General features: G+C 70.1%; 19 protein-coding genes. 8 read left to right on the forward strand and 11 right to left on the reverse strand.

The window, feature by feature from the left end; genetic code table 11:
* Positions 1 to 70: 70 nt before the first annotated feature.
* The 3 genes from ACG01O_RS12350 to ACG01O_RS12360 all read left to right on the forward strand — a co-directional run bounded on the left by ACG01O_RS12350 (position 71) and on the right by ACG01O_RS12360 (position 3,095).
* Positions 71 to 1,864, forward strand: a complete 1,794-nt coding sequence (locus ACG01O_RS12350; RefSeq protein WP_394384955.1) for a fasciclin domain-containing protein — start codon at positions 71 to 73, stop codon at positions 1,862 to 1,864.
* 70 nt (positions 1,865 to 1,934) lie between these two features.
* Positions 1,935 to 2,387 carry a fasciclin domain-containing protein gene (locus ACG01O_RS12355; RefSeq protein ID WP_394384957.1) on the forward strand — a complete coding sequence of 151 codons (453 nt, stop codon included), beginning with the start codon at positions 1,935 to 1,937 and terminating at the stop codon, positions 2,385 to 2,387.
* A 54-nt stretch (positions 2,388 to 2,441) separates the two neighbouring features.
* Positions 2,442 to 3,095 (forward strand): SOUL family heme-binding protein, encoded by a 654-nt coding sequence (locus ACG01O_RS12360; protein ID WP_394384959.1) that lies wholly within the window; start codon positions 2,442 to 2,444, stop codon positions 3,093 to 3,095.
* A gap of 9 nt (positions 3,096 to 3,104) precedes the next feature.
* On the opposite strand, the gene ACG01O_RS12365 is transcribed toward ACG01O_RS12360, so the two are convergent.
* Entirely contained in the window at positions 3,105 to 3,716 is a 612-nt protein-coding gene (locus ACG01O_RS12365; RefSeq protein ID WP_394384961.1) for a DNA-3-methyladenine glycosylase I, read from the reverse strand.
* Positions 3,713 to 4,477 carry a substrate-binding periplasmic protein gene (locus tag ACG01O_RS12370; protein ID WP_394384963.1) on the reverse strand — a complete coding sequence of 255 codons (765 nt, stop codon included), beginning with the start codon at positions 4,475 to 4,477 and terminating at the stop codon, positions 3,713 to 3,715. Before ACG01O_RS12370 ends, ACG01O_RS12365 begins: the two co-directional genes overlap by 4 nt.
* A 63-nt stretch (positions 4,478 to 4,540) precedes the next feature.
* On the opposite strand from ACG01O_RS12370, the gene apaG reads away from it, so the two are divergent.
* The 3 genes from apaG (at position 4,541) to mltA (ending at position 8,324) form a co-directional block, all read left to right on the forward strand.
* Positions 4,541 to 4,915: a Co2+/Mg2+ efflux protein ApaG gene (gene apaG, locus ACG01O_RS12375; protein WP_394384965.1), complete on the forward strand. Its 375-nt coding sequence runs from the start codon at positions 4,541 to 4,543 to the stop codon at positions 4,913 to 4,915.
* Between the two features lie 99 nt (positions 4,916 to 5,014).
* Positions 5,015 to 7,009 (forward strand): site-specific recombinase, encoded by a 1,995-nt coding sequence (locus ACG01O_RS12380; RefSeq protein WP_394384967.1) that lies wholly within the window; start codon positions 5,015 to 5,017, stop codon positions 7,007 to 7,009.
* 301 nt (positions 7,010 to 7,310) lie between these two features.
* Positions 7,311 to 8,324: a murein transglycosylase A gene (gene mltA, locus ACG01O_RS12385; protein ID WP_394384969.1), complete on the forward strand. Its 1,014-nt coding sequence runs from the start codon at positions 7,311 to 7,313 to the stop codon at positions 8,322 to 8,324.
* A gap of 12 nt (positions 8,325 to 8,336) precedes the next feature.
* Here the strand turns inward: mltA and ACG01O_RS12390 are convergent, their stop codons facing one another.
* Positions 8,337 to 8,618: a DUF427 domain-containing protein gene (locus ACG01O_RS12390; RefSeq protein ID WP_394384971.1), complete on the reverse strand. Its 282-nt coding sequence runs from the start codon at positions 8,616 to 8,618 to the stop codon at positions 8,337 to 8,339.
* 26 nt (positions 8,619 to 8,644) lie between these two features.
* Between ACG01O_RS12390 and ACG01O_RS12395 the strand changes: the two genes are divergently transcribed.
* Both ACG01O_RS12395 and ACG01O_RS12400 read left to right on the forward strand, forming a co-directional pair.
* Entirely contained in the window at positions 8,645 to 8,896 is a 252-nt protein-coding gene (locus ACG01O_RS12395; protein WP_394384973.1) for a hypothetical protein, read from the forward strand.
* Positions 8,893 to 9,276: a c-type cytochrome gene (locus ACG01O_RS12400; RefSeq protein WP_394384975.1), complete on the forward strand. Its 384-nt coding sequence runs from the start codon at positions 8,893 to 8,895 to the stop codon at positions 9,274 to 9,276. The genes ACG01O_RS12395 and ACG01O_RS12400 overlap by 4 nt, the downstream gene beginning before the upstream one ends.
* A gap of 44 nt (positions 9,277 to 9,320) precedes the next feature.
* On the opposite strand, the gene ACG01O_RS12405 is transcribed toward ACG01O_RS12400, so the two are convergent.
* From ACG01O_RS12405 to ACG01O_RS12440, 8 genes are all read right to left on the reverse strand, one after another.
* Complete coding sequence (locus ACG01O_RS12405; protein ID WP_394384977.1) at positions 9,321 to 10,388, reverse strand: hypothetical protein; 1,068 nt, start codon at positions 10,386 to 10,388, stop codon at positions 9,321 to 9,323.
* A 229-nt stretch (positions 10,389 to 10,617) separates the two neighbouring features.
* Positions 10,618 to 12,318 carry an NAD(P)/FAD-dependent oxidoreductase gene (locus tag ACG01O_RS12410; RefSeq protein ID WP_394384979.1) on the reverse strand — a complete coding sequence of 567 codons (1,701 nt, stop codon included), beginning with the start codon at positions 12,316 to 12,318 and terminating at the stop codon, positions 10,618 to 10,620.
* A 165-nt stretch (positions 12,319 to 12,483) separates the two neighbouring features.
* Entirely contained in the window at positions 12,484 to 12,648 is a 165-nt protein-coding gene (locus tag ACG01O_RS12415) for a hypothetical protein (protein ID WP_394384981.1), read from the reverse strand.
* A 106-nt stretch (positions 12,649 to 12,754) separates the two neighbouring features.
* Complete coding sequence (locus ACG01O_RS12420) at positions 12,755 to 13,123, reverse strand: methylglyoxal synthase (RefSeq protein WP_394384983.1); 369 nt, start codon at positions 13,121 to 13,123, stop codon at positions 12,755 to 12,757.
* A gap of 169 nt (positions 13,124 to 13,292) precedes the next feature.
* A complete protein-coding gene (locus ACG01O_RS12425) occupies positions 13,293 to 13,949 on the reverse strand; it encodes a hypothetical protein (protein WP_394384985.1) in 657 nt (218 codons plus the stop codon).
* A gap of 9 nt (positions 13,950 to 13,958) precedes the next feature.
* Positions 13,959 to 14,846 (reverse strand): EamA family transporter, encoded by an 888-nt coding sequence (locus ACG01O_RS12430; RefSeq protein WP_394385647.1) that lies wholly within the window; start codon positions 14,844 to 14,846, stop codon positions 13,959 to 13,961.
* A gap of 31 nt (positions 14,847 to 14,877) precedes the next feature.
* A complete protein-coding gene (locus tag ACG01O_RS12435) occupies positions 14,878 to 15,996 on the reverse strand; it encodes a diguanylate cyclase (RefSeq protein ID WP_394384987.1) in 1,119 nt (372 codons plus the stop codon).
* 28 nt (positions 15,997 to 16,024) lie between these two features.
* The gene (locus tag ACG01O_RS12440; protein WP_394384989.1) at positions 16,025 to 16,525 is read right to left on the reverse strand and encodes an Lrp/AsnC family transcriptional regulator; all 501 of its coding nucleotides are present in this window, start codon (positions 16,523 to 16,525) and stop codon (positions 16,025 to 16,027) included.
* Positions 16,526 to 16,696: the final 171 nt, after the last annotated feature.

Genomic DNA, 16,696 nt, shown 5'->3' on the forward strand with positions numbered 1-16,696 from the left:
TTTGCCCTGAAGCCCGCCCCCCGCTGGGGGGCGCGGATGAACTCGTCCCTGAAACCTCACGGAGACCTTGATGCAACTCTTGAACTGGCTGAAATCCTGGGGCGCTTTCGCCCTGCTGGCGGGCCTGGTGGCCTGCGGTGGCGGCAGTGGGTCGTCCCCGAACGTCGTCGATCTGACCCGCAGTGACGCGCGCTTCAGCGTGCTGGCCGAGGCCGTGGCTGCGGCCGACCTGGGCGCCACGCTCAGCGGCCCGGGCCCCTTCACGGTGCTGGCACCCACCGATGCGGCGTTTGCAGCGCTGCTGGCGGAGTTGAACCTCAGCAAAGCGCAGTTGCTGGCGGACAAGGCCCTGCTGCGCGCGGTGTTGCAGTACCACGTGCTGGGCAGCCAGGTGGCGGCCAGCCAGGTGCCGTTGGGCAAGGCCATCACGCCCTTGGCCGGCGGCATTTTCAAGATCGATGCCAATGCCGGCGCGCTGGTTGTGACCGACGGCCGCAACCGCAAGGCGACTGTCACCCAGACCGACCTGGTGGCCACCAACGGCCTGCTGCACGTGGTGGACAAGGTGCTGCTGCCGGCCAACCTCAACCTGGTGCAGACCGCACAGGCCGTGCCGGCGTTCAGCACGCTGGTGGAGGCGGTGGTGGCGGCCAACCTGCAGGGCACCCTCGCAGGCACCGGGCCGTTCACGGTCTTCGCGCCCACCAACGCCGCGTTCGCGGCAGCCCTGAGTGAACTCGGCGTCAGCAAGGCCGCGCTGTTGGCCGACACCGCGCTGCTGTCCAAGATCCTCACCTACCACGTGCTGCCGAGCCGCGTGCTCAAGGCCGAGGTGCCCGTGGGCGCGGCCATCACCACGGTCGAGGGGCAGAGCTTCAGCGTGGACGCCAGCCTGGCCATCACCGACCGGCTGGGCCGCAAGGCCCAGATCACCGGCACCGATGTGCTGGCCAGCAACGGGGTGGTGCACACGATCGACAAGGTCCTCCTGCCCAGCGACGTGACCTTGCCGGGTCAGCGCACCCTGGTGCAGCAACTGCAAGGCATGCCGCAGTTCAGCGTGCTGGTGGAGGCGGTGCTGGCCGCCAATCTGCAAGACGCCCTGTCGGGCGCCGGCCCGCTGACCGTGTTCGCCCCGACCAATGCCGCCTTCACCGCGCTGCTGGCCGAGCTGGGCGTGACCAAGGACCAGCTGCTGGCCAACAAGCCGCTGCTCACCGCGGTGCTGCAGTACCACGTGCTGGGCAGCCAGGTGCTGTCGGGCCAGGTGCCGGTGGGCAAGGCCATCACGCCGTTGGCCGGGGGCATCTTCAAGATCGACGCCAACGCCGGTGCGCTGGTCGTGACCGACGGCCGCAACCGCCGCGCCAACATCGGCTTCACCGACCTGCGGGTGAAGAACGGCGTCATCCACGCGCTGGACAAGGTGCTGCTGCCGGCCAACCAGACCGTTGTGCAAACCGCGGTGGCGCTGCCGCAGTTCAGCATCCTCGTGGAAGCCGTGGTGGCGGCAGGCCTGCAAGACGCGCTGTCTGCCCCGGGCCCGCTGACGGTCTTTGCCCCCACCAACGATGCGTTCGCCGCACTGCTGGCAGAGCTGGGCGTGACCAAGGAAGCCCTGCTGGCCAACAAGTCGCTGCTGACCCAGGTGCTGACCTACCACGTGGTCTCGGGTCGCGTGCTCAAGGCCGACGTGCCGCTGAACACGCCGATTGCCACGTTGCAGGGCGACACCTTCACGGTCAACAGCAGCCTGGCCCTCACCGACCAGCGCAACCGCCGCGCCAACCTGACCGCCACCGACGTGCTGGCCAGCAATGGCGTGATCCACGTGCTCGACAAGGTCATCTTGCCGCGCCCCTGAGGTGCCTCTCCCCGGGGCGGCCGATGTCCGGTGGCCCCGGTTTCTTCCCCTCCTTTGAAGGAACCCTGACATGAAGAAGCTGATCGCACTCGTCGCCCTGGCCGCCGCTGCCGTGGGCGCCCAGGCCAAAGACCTGGTGGACACCGCCGTGGCGGCGGGCAATTTCAAGACCCTCGCCACGGCCCTGCAGGCCGCCGGCTTGGTGGACACCCTCAAGAGCAAAGGCCCGTTCACCGTGTTCGCGCCCACCGACGCGGCCTTCGCCAAGGTGCCCAAGGCCGACCTGGACGCGCTGCTGAAGGACAAGGCCAAGCTGACCGCCGTGCTGACCTACCACGTGGTGGCCGGCCAGGTCATGGCCAAAGACGTGAAGGCCGGCAAGGTCAAGACCGTGCAGGGCAGCGAGCTCACCATCGGCACGACCGGCGGCGTGACGGTGGACAACGCCAAGGTCACGGCAACCGACATCGTGGCCGACAACGGCGTCATCCACGTCATCGACACCGTGGTCCTTCCGAAGTGAGGCCTGGGCAGCCGCTGCGCCCGATGCAGCGGCTGCACCGACTGGAGACCTGCCATGAACCGACGACACCTGATGCTGGGCGCGGCCGCCTTGGGCGCCGCCCCGGCGGTGCAGGCCATCGAGCAGCCCGCCTACGAGGTGCTGCTGCAAGACGGCGCGTTCGAGCTGCGCCAGTACGAGCCCATGTTGCTGGCCCAAGTGGAGGTGGACGGCGACGCCAGCACCGCCCGCACCGCGGGCTTTCGGCTGCTGGCGGGCTACATCTTTGGTGGCAACCAGGGGCAGCGCAAGATCGCGATGATGGCGCCCGTGACCCAGGCGCCGGCGGGCGAGAAGATCGCCATGACCGCACCGGTCACGCAGGCTGCCGTGCCACGCGACGGGCGACGCGAGGGGCAGGGTGACAGCGGCGAACCCGAACGCTGGCAGGTGACCTTCATGATGCCGCGCGCCTACACGCTGGACACCCTGCCCGTGCCGCAAGACCCGCGGGTTCGCTTCGTGATGGCGCCGGCCGAGAAGCGGGCGGTGGTGCGCTTTGCCGGGCTGTCCAGCGAATCCAACCTGGGCCAGCACCGCGCCCAACTGCAGGCCTGGGTGCAGCAGCGCGGCTTGCAGGCCGTGGGCGGCTACACCAGCGCCTTCTACAACGACCCCTTCACCCTGCCCTGGAACCGCCGCAACGAGTGGTGGGTGAGCGTCCAGTAATGTTGACCGTCAGGTGGGCCGCTGGAACGCGTCGCGGTCGCGCTGGGCGGCCGCCCAGTGGTGGCAGCCGGGCTGGTGGTCGTTGATCAGGCCCATGGCCTGCATCAGCGCGTGCATGGTCGTCGGGCCCACGAACTTCCAGCCGCGCTTCTTCAAGTCCTTGGACAGGGCTTCGGACGCCGGCGACTGCGACAGGTTGTGCGCCACCGAGTTCTTCGGCGGCTCGAAGCGCCACAGGTAAGCCGCCAGCGAGCCCTCGGCCGCCACCAACTCCACGCAGCGGGCCGCGTTGTGGATGGCAGCTTCGATCTTGCCGCGGTGCCGCACGATGCCTGGGTCGGCCAGCAGGCGGGCCACGTCGGCGGGGCCGAACTGCGCCACCTGGTGGAAGTCGAAGCCCGCGAAGGCCGCGCGAAAGGCGTCGCGCTTGTTCAGGATGGTGCGCCACGACAAGCCGCTCTGGAAGCCTTCCAGGCAAAGCTTCTCGAACAGGCGCACATCGTCGGCCACCGGGCGGCCCCATTCCTCGTCGTGATAACGCAGGTAATGAGCGTCGCCCGGTGCGGCGGCGCACCAGGCGCAGCGGGGCAGGCCGTCGGGGGGCAGGTACAGCGGTTTCATCGGTATTTGTCGGCCAGTTGGCGCAGTTGGCCGTCGCGCTCCAGTCGCTTCAAGGCTTGCAGCAGCCGCTCTTCGTGCGCGGCGGGCAGGTCGGCGCGCAAGGCGACGTACTGGGGCTCTTCATGGAAGGCATTGCGGCCCACGCGCACCTTGTCGGCCAGCCGGGTTTCGGCCACCTGGCGCTGCAGGTTGATGTCTTGCCCGTAGATCGCGTCGGCGCGGCCGCGGGTCAGCATTTCCAGCGCCTCCCGCTCGGAGCCCACCTCGTTGATGACCACGTTGGCGGCCGTCAAGCGGCGGGCCAGCGCGGTGCCGCGCATCACCAGCACGGGCTTGGTGCGGCTGGCCGCGGCCAGTTCGGTCAGGGTCTCCATGCGGCGCGTGTCGTCGCTGCGCTGCACCACCACATGCCGCACCACGTACAGCGGCACCGGCACATAGCGCCACTGTCGCTCCCGCTCGGGCGAGCGCAGCAGGCAGAAGAACACGTCCACCAGGCCGTCGGCCAGCAGGCGTTCCACGCGCTTGAGCGGCACTTGCTGGTCCAGGCCTGTGAACCGCAGCCCGGGGTCCACTTTCTCGACCGCCCGCAGGATTTCCAGGCACAAGCCCGGTCGGCTGGGGCTGCCGTCGGGGTCGTACTTCACGAGCGACCCGCTTTGCTGAACGGTGCGCAACTGCAGGGCGGGCGCCGGCGCCTGGGCCAGGGCAGGCAGCACCGTGCCGAGCAGCGGGCTCAGCAGGCAGGCACGGCGCAGCACTTAGGATCACGCTTCCCGAGGAACATGCGGCAAGCATAGCCCTCGACACCTGAGAATCCTCTGATGGCGAACCCCCGATTCAGCTGCAGCGTCACCGTCCAGGCCCTGCCCGAGCAGACCCATCTGGAACAAGGCCTGTACGCCTTCAGCTACACGATCAGTATCGAGAACACCGGCGATGTGCTGTCGCAGCTCATCGGCCGGCATTGGGAAATCACCGACGCACGCGGCCAGGTGCAAACGGTGGACGGCCTGGCCGTGGTGGGGCACCAGCCGGTGCTCGCACCCGGGCAGACCTTCCAGTACAGCTCGTGGGCGCAGATCAGCACCCCGCAAGGCACGATGCGCGGCCGCTTCTTGTGTGTGACCGAGGCCTGCGAGGTGTTCTACACCGATGTGCCCGAATTCCTGCTGGCCGACAGCGCCTCGCTGCATTGACGTCCTTCGAGTGCCTCGTCTGCGGCCTGCTGCCGCCGGGTGCGCGAAGCGACCGTCATGCGGGCGGGGCCGGCCCAGCGTGTGCCATGGACGATTGATTTGACGAACCGACACTGGGACCTTACCGCCCTGCTCAACGCCGCCGATCCCCAGGCGGCGCTTGCCGAGCGCAACCTGTGGCTGGTGCGCTTGCTGGAGTGGCTGCGACACGCACCCCCGGCCAGCCTGGCCGGCAAAGAGACGCGGGACGACAGCACCGCCGCCACGCCCCAGCCGCTGGTGCGTCTGAAGCACCTGCTCAACGTGCTGGAGCGCCACCCCGAACATGCCCGCGCGTTTGCCGAGGTCATCGGCGGCGTGTGGAACGAGGTGGACGCGGTGGCCCTGTTCGCCGAAGTGGGCTTTGCGCCGCGCATGGCGCTGTGGCACGAGGCCTTTCACCGCGTGCGCCGCCGGCTGCTGCCCGCCACCACCGACACGCGCGACCTGGCGGAACTGTTCGAGCTGCTGTTCGGCAGCGCGGCCGATGAGGATTGGATTGCCGCCATTGACGACGCGCTGCTGGCGCGGCTGAGCCTGCTCTTCGCCGCCACGCCGGACGACGGCTGGCGCGTGGAGGCCCGCGCGGCCATCACGGTGCTCATCAGCCAGGTGCATGCCGCCGGTCTCGGCAGTGCGATGCGGGTGCGCATGGATCCCACACTGTTGCAAGACCAGCCCTTCCATCAGCTGCCCGCTGCGTGGGCGGCCGTGGAGCGGGCCCTGGCAGACGGCGCCGCCGCCGGGGCACCGGCCACCGCCTACCTGCATGCGCTGCTGGACCGCTGCCGCGCCGCCGCGCAGACCGTGCCCGAGCACCTGGAGGCGCACGGCGTGTCGGTGGACCTGATGTTCTCGGTGGAGCAGCTCACCGCGCGCCTGGACCGCATCGACGCACTGCTGGCCTGCCTGCTGTCGCCCCAGCCGCCGCGCGAGCTGCTGCGCCTGGTGGCGGGCCTGGTGCGCGGCGTGCACGAGCGCCGCAGCCTGCGCACGCTGTTCGGCCGCCACTACTCGCTGCTGGCGCGCAAGGTGGCCGAGCGCAGTGCCGAAACCGGCGAGCACTACATCACCCGCAACCCTGGCGAGTACCGCGACATGCTGCGGCGCGCGGCCGGCGGCGGCGCGGTCATTGCCGGCACCACGCTGCTCAAGTTCAGCATCGCCTGGCTGGGGTTCACCGCGTTCTGGGGCGGCTTCTGGGCCGGCATGAACTACGCGGCCAGTTTCGTGCTCATCCACCTGCTGCACTGGACGGTGGCCACCAAGCAGCCCGCCATGACGGCGCCGGCCATGGCGGCCAAGCTGCAGCACATCGACCGCGAGGACGGCGTGGAGGGCTTTGTGGACGAGGTCACGCACCTCGTGCGCTCGCAGGTGGCCGGCATCGTGGGCAACCTCGCGCTGGCCGCGCCGCTGGTGCTGCTGGTGCAAGGGCTGTGCTGGTGGACGCTGGGCGCGCCGTGGGTGGGCGAGAAGGAGGCGCACTACGTGCTGCACTCGCTGAGCCTGGCCGGCCCATCGCTGCTGTTCGCTGCGTTCACCGGCACCTTGCTGTTCGCGTCCAGCCTGATCGCCGGCTGGGTGGAAAACGGCTTCGTGCTGCACCGGCTGGACAGTGCCATCGCGTGGAACCCGCGCATCGTGGCCATGCTGGGCCGCACGCGGGCGGCGGCCTGGTCGCGCTGGTGGCGGGCCAACATCTCGGGCCTCACGGCCAACATCAGCCTGGGTTTGATGTTGGGCCTGGTGCCGGCGTTGAGCAGCTTCTTCGGCCTGGGGCTGGAGGTGCGCCACGTCACGCTGTCCACCGGCCAGCTGGCCGCTGCCGTGGGCGCGCTCGGCGTGGGCGTAATGGCCACGTGGGCGTTCTGGTCCTGCGTGCTGTGCATCGCCGGCATTGGCGTGCTCAACGTGGGCGTGAGCTTTTTCTGCGCGTTTCGTGTGGCGATGCGCTCGCGCGGCATTCGCCTGGCCGACCGCCGGCGCGTCTATGCCGCCATCCGTGCGCGGCTGCGGCGCGAGCCGCTCAGCTTCCTGGTTCCACCGAAATGAATTCCCCAGCGGCCGCCGTGGAACCGGCTTTGCCGGGCCACCAGCGGCGCCCCCTTGAGGGGGCCGGCGAAGCCGGTAGGGGGCGGTCTAGTCCTTTCGTTCGCCCTTGTTGCGGCCGGCGAACATGGTCCACCAGATGATGAACACAAAGATCAGCAGCGCGCCGAGGGCTTCGAGGGCAAGGAGCAGCATGGCAGGGTGGTGGGCGCGGGGTGTGGTGGCCGCGATTCTAGGAAGCCTGGCTGCCTGCTCATCGCCGCCGGTGCAGCCGCCCGAAGCGCCACGGGCCCCGCCAACGCGGGTGACCGAGCCGGCGCGCCCCGCGCCCAGTGGCCCCCGCTGGCAGGCTGTGGACTGGCGCGAGTTGCCCGGCTGGGGCAGCGACGACCTGCTGGCGGCCTGGCCCGCCTTGCGGGCCGGCTGCCAGCGCCCTGCGCCCGGTTGGGCCGAGTTTTGCGCCCGCGTGGCCTTGCAGGCGCCGGCCGATGCGATGGAGCTGACCCTGCTGCTGATGAAGCACCTGCGCCCCTGGCGCCTGGCGGCAGACAACGGCGACACCACGGGCCTGCTCACTGGTTATTTCGAGCCCCAGCTTGCGGCCAGCCGCACCCGGCAGGGCGCGTTCCAGTGGCCGGTGCATGCGCTGCCCACCGACCCGGCCCTGCGCCGCCTGCCGCGCCGCGAGGTCGACGCCCACCCGCGCTTCGCGGCCCTGGAACTGGCCTACCTGGACGACCCCTTCGGACTGCTGCAGTTGCAGGTGCAGGGTTCGGGGCGGTTGGTGCTGCGGGACGCGAACGGCGCCGAGCGCACCAGCCGCGTGGCCTGGGCGGGCCACAACGACCAACCCTTCCTGTCGGTCGCCCGCGCCCTGCTGGACCGCGGCGAAGTGGCCGACGCCACCCCCCGCACCCTGAGCGACTGGGCGCGCCGCAACCCTTCCAAGGTGCGTGAGGCGCTGGCGGTGAACCCGCGCGTGGTGTTCTTCCGGGAAGAGCCGCTGGCCGACCCGAACGTGGGCCCGCGCGGGGCGCAAGGCGTGCCGCTCACGCCGGGCCGCTCGGTGGCGGTGGACCGCAGCGTCATCGCGCTGGGCACGCCGCTTTGGATGGACAGCACCGAGCCCTGGGCCCCCGGCGCCGCCGCCACGCCGCTGCGGCGGCTGGTGCTGGCGCAAGACACCGGCAGTGCCATCGCCGGCGCGGTGCGGGCCGATCTGTTCTGGGGCTGGGGGGAGGACGCCGCGCAGCGCGCCAGCCGCACCAAGCAACCGTTGCGGCTGTGGGCGCTGTGGCCTGAGGGCGTCAGGCCCTGATCAGGCCCGTGATCACTCGGTGACCTTCACGCCCTTCCAGAACGCGTAGCGGCCCTTGATCTCGGCGGCGGCGGGCAGCGGGTCGGGGTAGGTCCAGACGGCATCCGGGTTCATCTCGCCGTTCACCAGCAGGCTCAGGTACTTGGCCTCGCCCTTCCAGGCACAGCGGCTCACGTGGTTGGAAAAGGTCGTGTACTGCGTGTTCAGCGACGCGGCCGGGAAGTAGTGGTTGCCTTCCACCACCACGGTGTCATCGCTTTCGGCCAGGGTGATGCCGTTCCAGACTGCCTTCATGGCGGGTCTCCTTGAAAATGGGTTGGATGAAACGCTACCACTCCCACCTTGGCCGCGACATCGTGCTCACCGGCGGCAGCGCGCGCGACCTGGCGCCGGGCCAGTTCGGCGTGCTGGCCATCGACGGCGGCGCGGGCGGCTGGTCGGTCGTGCACAAGGGGCCGGACGGTGATGTGATGGAGCTCAACAACGAGATGCACTTCGAACTGCCCGAAGACGCCCTGGCGTTTGTGAAGGAGTTGATCGAGTTGATGCCGCCCGAGGCGCCCGCCGCATGAAGGCCTGGGCCTGCGCATGGCTCGGGGCCGCCGCCCTGACCGCCCACGCCGGCGGCGACCCGGTGGCGGGCCGCAAGCTGTTCTCGTCCTGCGCGAATTGCCATGCGGTTGGCCCGGCCGCGCGCCATGGGTTTGGCCCCCACCTCAACGCCCTGGTCGGCCGCCCGGCAGGCAGCTTGCCCGGTTATGCGTACTCGGCCGGCATGAAGGCGTCGGGCTTGAAGTGGGACGAGGCCACATTGACCGCGTTCCTGCGCGCCCCGAGCGACCTCGTCCCCGGCACCAAGATGCGCTACTGGGGCGTCGGGGTGAACGAGCAGAAGGTGCGTGACTTGCTGGCCTACCTGGCGCAGCAGGATGCGGCGCCCGCCCCACGCTGAGGCCCTCGCAGGGGGCTTGGGGCGCTTGGCGCAGGCCGTTCGGGTCAGCGCACGGCGGCGGTCTGGCTGCGCAGCCAGCGCAGCAAGGACTGCAGTTCCGCCTTGCTGATGGCCAGGTCCCCGATCACGATTTCCTGCGTCTCGGCATTGCCCAGCACCACCTGGTGGCTGCGGCTGGCCACCGCGCCGTGGCCCACCACCACGACGTTGTCGACGGCAGGCGCTTGGCTGGCGCCCGTCCCGGCGGTGCCGCCGATGAAGATGGAGCGCGTCAGGCTCTGCGTGCCCGCGCCGGCGTTCATGCCCACGGCCACGTTGCTGGAGCCGGTGACACCCTCCAGCGCCATGGCGCCCACCGCGACGTTGTCGTTGCCCGCGCCGGCCGACGCCATGGCGTGGGCGCCCACCACGGTGTTGTAGTCGCCCTGCGGCAGGTTCTTGGCTGCCGCCGTGCCCAGCAGCGTGTTGTGAGAACCGGCTTTGAGGTATTCCGCCGTCGTGTAGCCCAGGGCGCAGTTGGCCCAGCCGGCCTGCAGGAAGCGCAGCGTGCTGTCGCCGACGCCCGTGTTGTTGTTGGCCGAGGTGATGCTGCTGCAGGACAGCCGGCCGATGGCGGTGCCGCCCACGCCGTCGACGGCGCTGGCCAAGGCCTCCACGCCCACGGCGGTGCAGTCGATGGTGTTCACCGCGGCCATCAGGGCCAAGGAGCCCACGCCCACGTTGTCGATGCCCTCGGTCAGCCGGCCCATCACCTGGTCGCCCACGGCGGTGTTCCAGGAGCCGGTGGTGCTCAGGCTCAACACGTTTTCGCCCACACCCACGTTGGCCTTGCCCACCATGAAGTACGCGATGGCCGGGCTGAACAGGTAGTTGCGCCGGGGGTTGGCCTCGACCAGCGGGTTGCCGTAAGCGATGGCGCTGACCGCGCTGGCGGCCGAGGCCGCAGGAGTCGCAGCCGCGGCGGCCGCCCGTCGGGCGGTGTTGTCGGCCAACGCCTTGCGCAGACCATCGGCCGGCGTGGGTGCCGGGCTGCCGCCGCCACAGCCGGCCAGGTTGGCAGAGATGCCCAGGCCTGCGCACAGGAGGTTGCGGCGCCGTACAGCTTCAGTCATGCATGCCTTTCAGAAGATCGGCGCCAGCATGCGGGTTTTCCGAAGCGGGCGCGAGACCTAACAGCGTAGGCAGCAGGAAGAGGGGACTCAAGGAAAAGAACACCCCGTCACGCTTGAGGGCGCGGCGTTGAACCTTCTGCACAACGGTTCACGCACGGAAACGTTCGGGACACCCGGGCTTCACGCCGGTGCCGCAAGGCGCACGGGGCAGGGCGCGCGCGCCCGTGGGTCAGACCTGTCCGCCGGCCTTGGAGCCCTTGCCCTTCAGCACCGCGGCATCCGGCAAGCCCAGCAGGTCGGCGGCCAGGGCTTCAGCCACCTCGATGCCGTCCACGCCCGCGCTCATGATGCCGCCGGCATAGCCCGCGCCTTCACCGGCCGGGAACAGGCCGCGCACGTTGAGGCTTTGGTAGTCGCGGCCGCGGTTGATGCGCAGCGGGCTGGAGGTGCGGGTCTCCACACCCGTCAGCACCGCGTCGGCGCGGTCGAAGCCGCGGATCTGGCGGGCAAACGCGGGCAGGGCTTCGCGGATCGCCTCCAGGCAATACGTGGGCAGCGAGCCATGGCCCTTGGCTTGCAGGTTGGTCAGCGTCACGCCGGGCTTGTAGCTCGGCAGCACGTCGCCGAACTCTTTGCTGACCTGGCGCTTGATGAAGTCGCCCACCAGCGAGCCCGGCGCCAGGTAGCCGCCGCCGCCCAGTTCGTAGGCGCGGCTTTCCCAGATGCGCTGGAAGGCCATGCCGTCCAGCGGGTTCACGGGGCTGCCGTCCTTCTTGCCGTCTTGCCGGTAGTCCTCGGGCGTGAGGCCCACCACGATGCCGGCGTTGGCGTTGCGTTCATTGCGCGAGTACTGGCTCATGCCGTTGGTGACGACACGGTTCTCTTCGCTCGTGGCCGCCACCACCGTGCCGCCCGGGCACATGCAGAAGCTGTAGACCGAGCGGCCGTTCTTCGCGTGGTGCACCAGCTTGTAGTCGGCTGCGCCGAGGATCTTGTTGCCGGCGTTCGGGCCGAAGCGGGCGGCGTCGATCAGGCTTTGCGGGTGCTCGATGCGGTAGCCGATGGAGAAGGGCTTGGCCTCCATGTGCACGCCGCGCGCGTGCAGCATCTGGAAGGTGTCGCGGGCGCTGTGGCCCAGTGCGATGACCACGTGGGTGGCGGCGATTTGTTCGCCCGATTCCAGCGTCACGCCGCGCACGGCGCCGTCTTCAATCTGCAGGTCGGACACCTTCTGCTGGAAGCGGATCTCGCCGCCCAGCGCCTCGATCTCGGCACGCATCTTGATGATCATGCTCACCAGGCGGAAGGTGCCGATGTGCGGCTTGCTGACGTAGAGGATTTCTTCTGGCGCGCCCGCCTTCACGAACTCGGTCAGCACCTTGCGGGTGAGGTGGCGCGGGTCGGAGATCTGACTCCAGAGCTTGCCGTCGGAGAAGGTGCCGGCGCCGCCCTCGCCGAACTGCACGTTGCTCTCGGGGTGGAGCTTTTGCTCGCGCCACAGGCCCCAGGTGTCTTGCGTGCGCTCGCGCACGGCCTTGCCGCGCTCCAGCACCAGGGGGCGCAGGCCCATTTGCGCCAGGATGAGCGCCGCAAACAGGCCGCAGGGCCCGAAGCCGACGACGACGGGGCGCGGGCCGGTGAATTCGCCCACCTTCGCGAGGAAGTGGTAGCCCGTGTCCGGCGTGGGGCGCACGTGCGGGTCGCCGTTGAAGCGGGCCAGCACCGCGGCCTCGTCCACGCCGGTGCTGAGCGTGCAGTCCAGCGTGTAGACGAGCTGGATGTCGCTTTTCTTGCGCGCGTCGTAGCCGCGGCGGAACACATGCACGTCGGCCAGTTCGGCGTCGGCCAGCTTCAGGCGGGCCAGCACGGCCGGGCGCAGCGCGTCCTCGGCGTGGTTCAGGGGCAGGCGGAGTTCGGTGATGCGGATCATGGTCAGCGGTGCCCGGCCGCCCGAAACCGCTGACGCGCCCCCTCGGGGGGAGCGAGCGGATGCGAGCGTGGGGGCCTCATCTTTTTGGTCAGTGTCGAGCCGACAAAAACAAACAGGCCCCTGAGGGCCTGTGTGCGTGGATCGTTCAGGGCTTCAGCCCGGAAATCAACCCGAGTGCGGGCGCTTGCCCGGGTTCTTCTTGGAACGGGTGTGCGAACCGCGCTCCAGGCTGCACTTCTGGCCACGGCCAGTCGTGAAGGTGACGCCCTTGGGGGCGGCGGGACGGGGAGTGGCCTTGCGGTCCGCTTCGGTGACGATCTTGTTGCCCATGAATGGCTCTCCAGTGAAACAAAGCCCGCTTGCAGGGGCAAAACGACGAAAGCTGTGGATTTTAGCGCGGCTGGCCCGGCTGGGGGCGAAGTCGTGGTGAAGCGCGTCAGGCCTGGCTCCAGCGCTCCAGCAACAACCGGGCGGTGGACACGTTGGTGGCGCAGGGCACGTCGTGCACGTCGCAGGCACGCACCAGGGCATTGATGTCGGGCTCGTGGGGCTGCGGGGTCATGGGGTCGCGCAGGAAGATGACGCCGTCCAGGTCGCCCACGGCCAGGCGCGCGCCGATTTGCAGGTCACCGCCCATGGGGCCGCTGAGCATGCGTTCGATGGTCAGGCCGTGCGCGGCGTGCAGGCGGCCGCCGGTGGTGCCGGTGGCCATGATCTGGCAGCGGCGCAGCAGCGGCAGGAATTCAGCGGCGAGGGCGATGATGGCGTCCTTCTTGCCATCGTGAGCGATCAAGGCGAGTTTCATGGGCAGGGTCCGCGCGCTGACACCAGCGCGGCCTCACCTTACACGCTGGCCGGCGGGCTGCCCACGGTGGCACCAGAAGGGTGTGGGCGGTTTGGCACAGGCGTCGAGATGTTCTTGCGCCGTACCCGCCGGCCGTGGAAGGCGGCGCGCAGCCCGAGGTCTGGCCCGCTCAGGGCAGCACGGTCACCCGCAGCTGCAACTCGCGCTCGGTGTGGCGGGCGGCGTCCTGGCTGCTGAGCGTGCCTTTCGGGGCGGCGTCGGGCGCGGCCTCGCCGGTGCGGGCCACGGTCACCCATTGGCCGGGCGGCAGGTCCAGCGTGGACTCCAGCGCCGTGCGGTCGTCTTGCACGCTGAAGCTCACGCGCACCTGCGTGTCCTCGCCCACCCAGGTGGCCTGCACGTTGAACGACTGCGTGCTGCGCCGCTCGGTGGTTTGCGGCTTGGCGAAGGCGCCGCGCACCTTGCCGTCGGGCGCCACGTCGTAGACCGTTTCCACCGTTTGCAGCGGCTCGCGGCTGATGAGCTGGGCCCGGGCCTGCTGGCCGTTGAGCACACGCAGCTGGTGCAGCACGCGCGGCTCGGCCGTCGGTGCGCTGGAGACGGTGACGCCCGCCCCCCGAGGCGACACGGTGCCGCCCGTGCCCACCACAAACGCGCCGTCGCGCACGCCGGCCTTGGCCGCGCCGGTCAGGGGCTGCTCCACCCAGCGCAGTTCCACCAGTAGCGTGACCGGTGGCAGACGGGATGCAGCCTGGGCCTGGGCGGGTGCCTGGACTTGGGCGCAGGCGGCAGCAGCCAGCCAGACGAGCAGGGAGCGGCGTTGCATGGGGCCAGCTTAGCGCGCCGCGGCGGCTGAGCGAAGCCGCAACAGCTGGGCGCCGAACAGGTTGATCGCCAGACCCGACAGCACCAGCGCGGCCGCTGCCAGCTTCCACCCCGGCAGCGGCTCGCCCATCAGCAGGCTGGCCGAGCCCATGCCGAACACCGGCACCAGCAGCGCCATGGGCACGATGCGCCCGGCCGGGTGGCGGGCCAGCAGCCAGCTCCAGGCGCCATAGCCGAACAGCGTGTTGCCCACCGACTGCCACAGCACCGCGGCCCAGGTGCCGGCGTCCGACGCCGCCAGCCCGCTGGCCACCGCCGCCGGCCCGTCGATCAGCAGCGCCAGCACCAGCAAGGGCGGCACCGCGAAGGCGCTGCTCCACACCACGTAGGCCAGCATGTCGATGCGGCCGGCGCGCTGCGTGAGCAGGTTGGCGCAGGCCCAGCAGAACGCGGCCGTGAGCACCAGGCCCAGGCCCAGCGCGGTGGTGGTGCCGTCGGTGTGCGAGGCGATCACGCCCACGCCGCCGGCCGCCAGCGCCAGCCCCAGCCATTGCGTGGCCTGCACCCGCTCGCCGCGCACGCGCACCGCCAGCAGCAGCGTGAAGAACACCTGCGTCTGCACCACCAGCGACGCCAGCCCCGGCGAGATGTGGCTGCGCATGGCCAGGTACAGCAGGCCGAACTGGCCCACGCCGATGAAGAGCCCGTAGCCGCCGAGGTTGCGCCAGCCCACTGCCGGCCGCTTCAGGAACAGGCAGGCCGGCAGGAAGGCAAAGCTGAAGCGCAGCACTGCCAGCGTCAGCGGCGGCAGGGTGTGCAGCGCGTACTTGATGACGACGAAGTTGCTGCCCCAGATCGCCACCACGGCCAGGGCAAGCAGGAAGTGGCGCATCGGCAAAGGGGCGTGGTGCATGGGGAGGGGGATGGGTTCAGTCAGTGCAGGTGCGGTCGCGGCCTTGGTGCTTGGCCTCGTAGAGCAGCCGGTCGGCGCGCTCCAGCGTGTCGGCCAGGGCGTCGCCCGGGCGGTGGTCGGTCAGGCCGATGGACACGGTCACGCGCAGCGGGGCGCCGTCGGTCGGGGCCGGCAGGGCCTGCGCGCCGATCTGCTGGCGCAGCCGCTCCATGCCCACCAGCGCCAAGGGCATGGCGGTGTCGGGCAGCAGCACGAGGAACTCTTCGCCGCCCCAGCGGGCCAGCACATCGCTGGCGCGCAGCGCGGCCTGCCCCACCTCGGCCACGGCGCGCAGCACGGTGTCGCCCACCGCGTGGCCGTGGGTGTCGTTCACGTCCTTGAAGTGGTCCAGGTCCAGGATGGCCACGCAGAAGGCATGGCCGTGCCGCTGCGAGCGCTGCAGTTCCTGGTCCATCAGCGCCTGCATCTGGCGCCGGTTGGGCAGGCCGGTGAGCTCATCACGCGTGGCGATGGCCTGCAGCTGGGCCAGCGCCCGCGCCAGGTCTTGCTTCTGCTGCGACAGCCGGCGCCGGATGCGGCTGAGCCGCGCCGTGAGCACGGCCACCGCGGGCAGCATGCAGGCCAGCATCAGGAAGTGGCCGACCTCCACCGAGGGCGGGTAGGCCGCCGGGGCGAGCGTCGCCATCACGCCCATGACGAATGCGAACAGCACCAGCGCGAACAGGCACAGTGCGTTGGCGCTGCGGGCGCGCAGCTGGAACATGCCGAACATCAGGATCAGGTTCAGCACCGGGAACACCGCCCCCCGCAGCGCGCCGGCCTGCGCGTAGCCGAACGCGGCCGAGGTGATGGCGAAGGCGATCTGCGCGGTGGTGAGCGACGGGTCCGCCAGGCGGCGGGACCACCCGCTGCGGATGGCGGCATAGAACGCCCCCATGCCGCCCAGCGACACGGCCGTCCACACCCAGAGCAGCGCTCCGCGCTCGCCGCCGGAAATGGCCACGCAGTAGTGCAGCATGGGCGCGCACAGGGCCATCAAGGCCATGGCCAGCGAGGTCTGCCTCAGCCTCAGCCGTTGGGCCGGGTCGGTGCCCAGCCAGAGTCGCTCGAATCGCCGCACGCCTCGTCCTGTCATGCCACGAGCCTAACCCCGCCGCACGGGCTCAACCTTTCAGATGCGTCAAAGGAAGTGCGCCGCCGGCCTTGACCTCGCCCAGCGAGAAGCTGGTGTGGATGTCTTTCACGTTGGGCAGCTTGAGCAGCGTGTTGATGGAAAAGCGCGAGAACGCGTCCAGGTCGGTGGCCATGACCTGCAGCTCGAACGTGCCGGTGCCCGAGATGTAGTGGCAGGCGATGACCTCGGGCAGGCGGCGGATTTCGTCTTCCAGCGCCTTGGTGGCGGCGCCCGCGCTGCGCTCGGCGTCCACCCGCACAAAGGCCAGCACGCCCAGGCCCACCTTGCGGCGGTCCAGCTCGGCGCGGTAGCCGGTGATGTAGCCCTGGTCTTCCAGCCACTTCACCCGCCGCCACGTGGGCGCGGCGGACAGCCCGATGCGCTGCGCCAGCTCGGCGTTGGACTGCCGCGCGTCGCGTTGCAGCTCGTCCAGGATGGCGATGTGATAGCGGTCCAGCGCGCCGGGGTCGGCACTGTCATCAGCACTCATGGTTTGCCCTGATCGGCGAGTTTGCGATCAATTTCAATTGAAGTGGGGATTTTCGCGCAAGGAAATTGCTGAAGTGAGATGAATTCGGCGTGAATGAGAAAGCACCCCGCGCAGGCCTTTTCCTACACTGCCCGGTCCGGCCATACTGGCCCGACGCCCGCGCGCCCGCTT

Source organism: Pelomonas baiyunensis (assembly GCF_043555935.1).
Lineage (GTDB): Bacteria > Pseudomonadota > Gammaproteobacteria > Burkholderiales > Burkholderiaceae_C > Pelomonas > Pelomonas baiyunensis.

Bases quoted from the DNA above. Each gene is read 5' to 3' on its own strand.
- ACG01O_RS12405 (WP_394384977.1), bottom strand. From the start codon at position 10,388: ATGACTGAAGCTGTACGGCGCCGCAACCTCCTGTGCGCAGGCCTGGGC.
- ACG01O_RS12415 (WP_394384981.1), bottom strand. From the start codon at position 12,648: ATGGGCAACAAGATCGTCACCGAAGCGGACCGCAAGGCCACTCCCCGT.
- ACG01O_RS12410 (WP_394384979.1), bottom strand. From the start codon at position 12,318: ATGATCCGCATCACCGAACTCCGCCTGCCCCTGAACCACGCCGAGGAC.
- ACG01O_RS12400 (WP_394384975.1), top strand. From the start codon at position 8,893: ATGAAGGCCTGGGCCTGCGCATGGCTCGGGGCCGCCGCCCTGACCGCC.
- ACG01O_RS12365 (WP_394384961.1), bottom strand. From the start codon at position 3,716: ATGAAACCGCTGTACCTGCCCCCCGACGGCCTGCCCCGCTGCGCCTGG.
- ACG01O_RS12395 (WP_394384973.1), top strand. From the start codon at position 8,645: ATGAAACGCTACCACTCCCACCTTGGCCGCGACATCGTGCTCACCGGC.
- ACG01O_RS12440 (WP_394384989.1), bottom strand. From the start codon at position 16,525: ATGAGTGCTGATGACAGTGCCGACCCCGGCGCGCTGGACCGCTATCAC.
- apaG (WP_394384965.1), top strand. From the start codon at position 4,541: ATGGCGAACCCCCGATTCAGCTGCAGCGTCACCGTCCAGGCCCTGCCC.
- ACG01O_RS12350 (WP_394384955.1), top strand. From the start codon at position 71: ATGCAACTCTTGAACTGGCTGAAATCCTGGGGCGCTTTCGCCCTGCTG.
- ACG01O_RS12425 (WP_394384985.1), bottom strand. From the start codon at position 13,949: ATGCAACGCCGCTCCCTGCTCGTCTGGCTGGCTGCTGCCGCCTGCGCC.
- ACG01O_RS12355 (WP_394384957.1), top strand. From the start codon at position 1,935: ATGAAGAAGCTGATCGCACTCGTCGCCCTGGCCGCCGCTGCCGTGGGC.
- ACG01O_RS12435 (WP_394384987.1), bottom strand. From the start codon at position 15,996: ATGACAGGACGAGGCGTGCGGCGATTCGAGCGACTCTGGCTGGGCACC.
- ACG01O_RS12420 (WP_394384983.1), bottom strand. From the start codon at position 13,123: ATGAAACTCGCCTTGATCGCTCACGATGGCAAGAAGGACGCCATCATC.
- ACG01O_RS12360 (WP_394384959.1), top strand. From the start codon at position 2,442: ATGAACCGACGACACCTGATGCTGGGCGCGGCCGCCTTGGGCGCCGCC.
- ACG01O_RS12390 (WP_394384971.1), bottom strand. From the start codon at position 8,618: ATGAAGGCAGTCTGGAACGGCATCACCCTGGCCGAAAGCGATGACACC.